Below are 502 nucleotides of genomic sequence, written 5' to 3' on the forward strand. Positions count from 1 at the left end.
AGCTCGGACTTGGCGACCGACGCGGTGCCGGCCAGGACCGGCTGCCCGGCGGCGTGACGCTGCGCGATGTCCGCCACGACGGCGGCGAACTTGCCGGCCTCGGTCCGGTAGATGAGGTCGGGGGAGTCGACGCGCTGCATCGGGGTGTTCGTCGGGATCGGGACGACGTCCATCTTGTACGTCGACCAGAACTCGGCGGCCTCGGTCGCCCCGGTGCCGGTCATCCCGGCCAGCTTGTCGTACAGGCGGAAGTAGTTCTGCAGCGTGATGGTGGCGAACGTCTGGTTCTCCGGCTGGACGCGCACGCCCTCCTTGGCCTCCAGGGCCTGGTGAAGACCGTCGTTGTACCGGCGTCCGGCCAGGACGCGTCCGGTGTGCTCGTCGACGATGAACACCTCGCCGGAGTGCACGATGTAGTCCTTGTCGCGCTTGAACAGCTCCTTGGCCTTGATGGCGTTGTTCAGGTGCCCGATGAGGTGGGTGTGCTCGGGGGTGTACAGGC

Annotated in this window: 1 pseudogene; it reads right to left on the reverse strand. The window is 67.5% G+C overall.

Features of this window, described 5'->3' with window-relative positions:
• Positions 1-502 (reverse strand): annotated as a pseudogene (locus tag J7523_RS20580) (preprotein translocase subunit SecA); the annotation flags it as partial.

Source organism: Cellulomonas sp. (assembly GCF_017744555.1).
Lineage (GTDB): Bacteria > Actinomycetota > Actinomycetes > Actinomycetales > Cellulomonadaceae > Cellulomonas.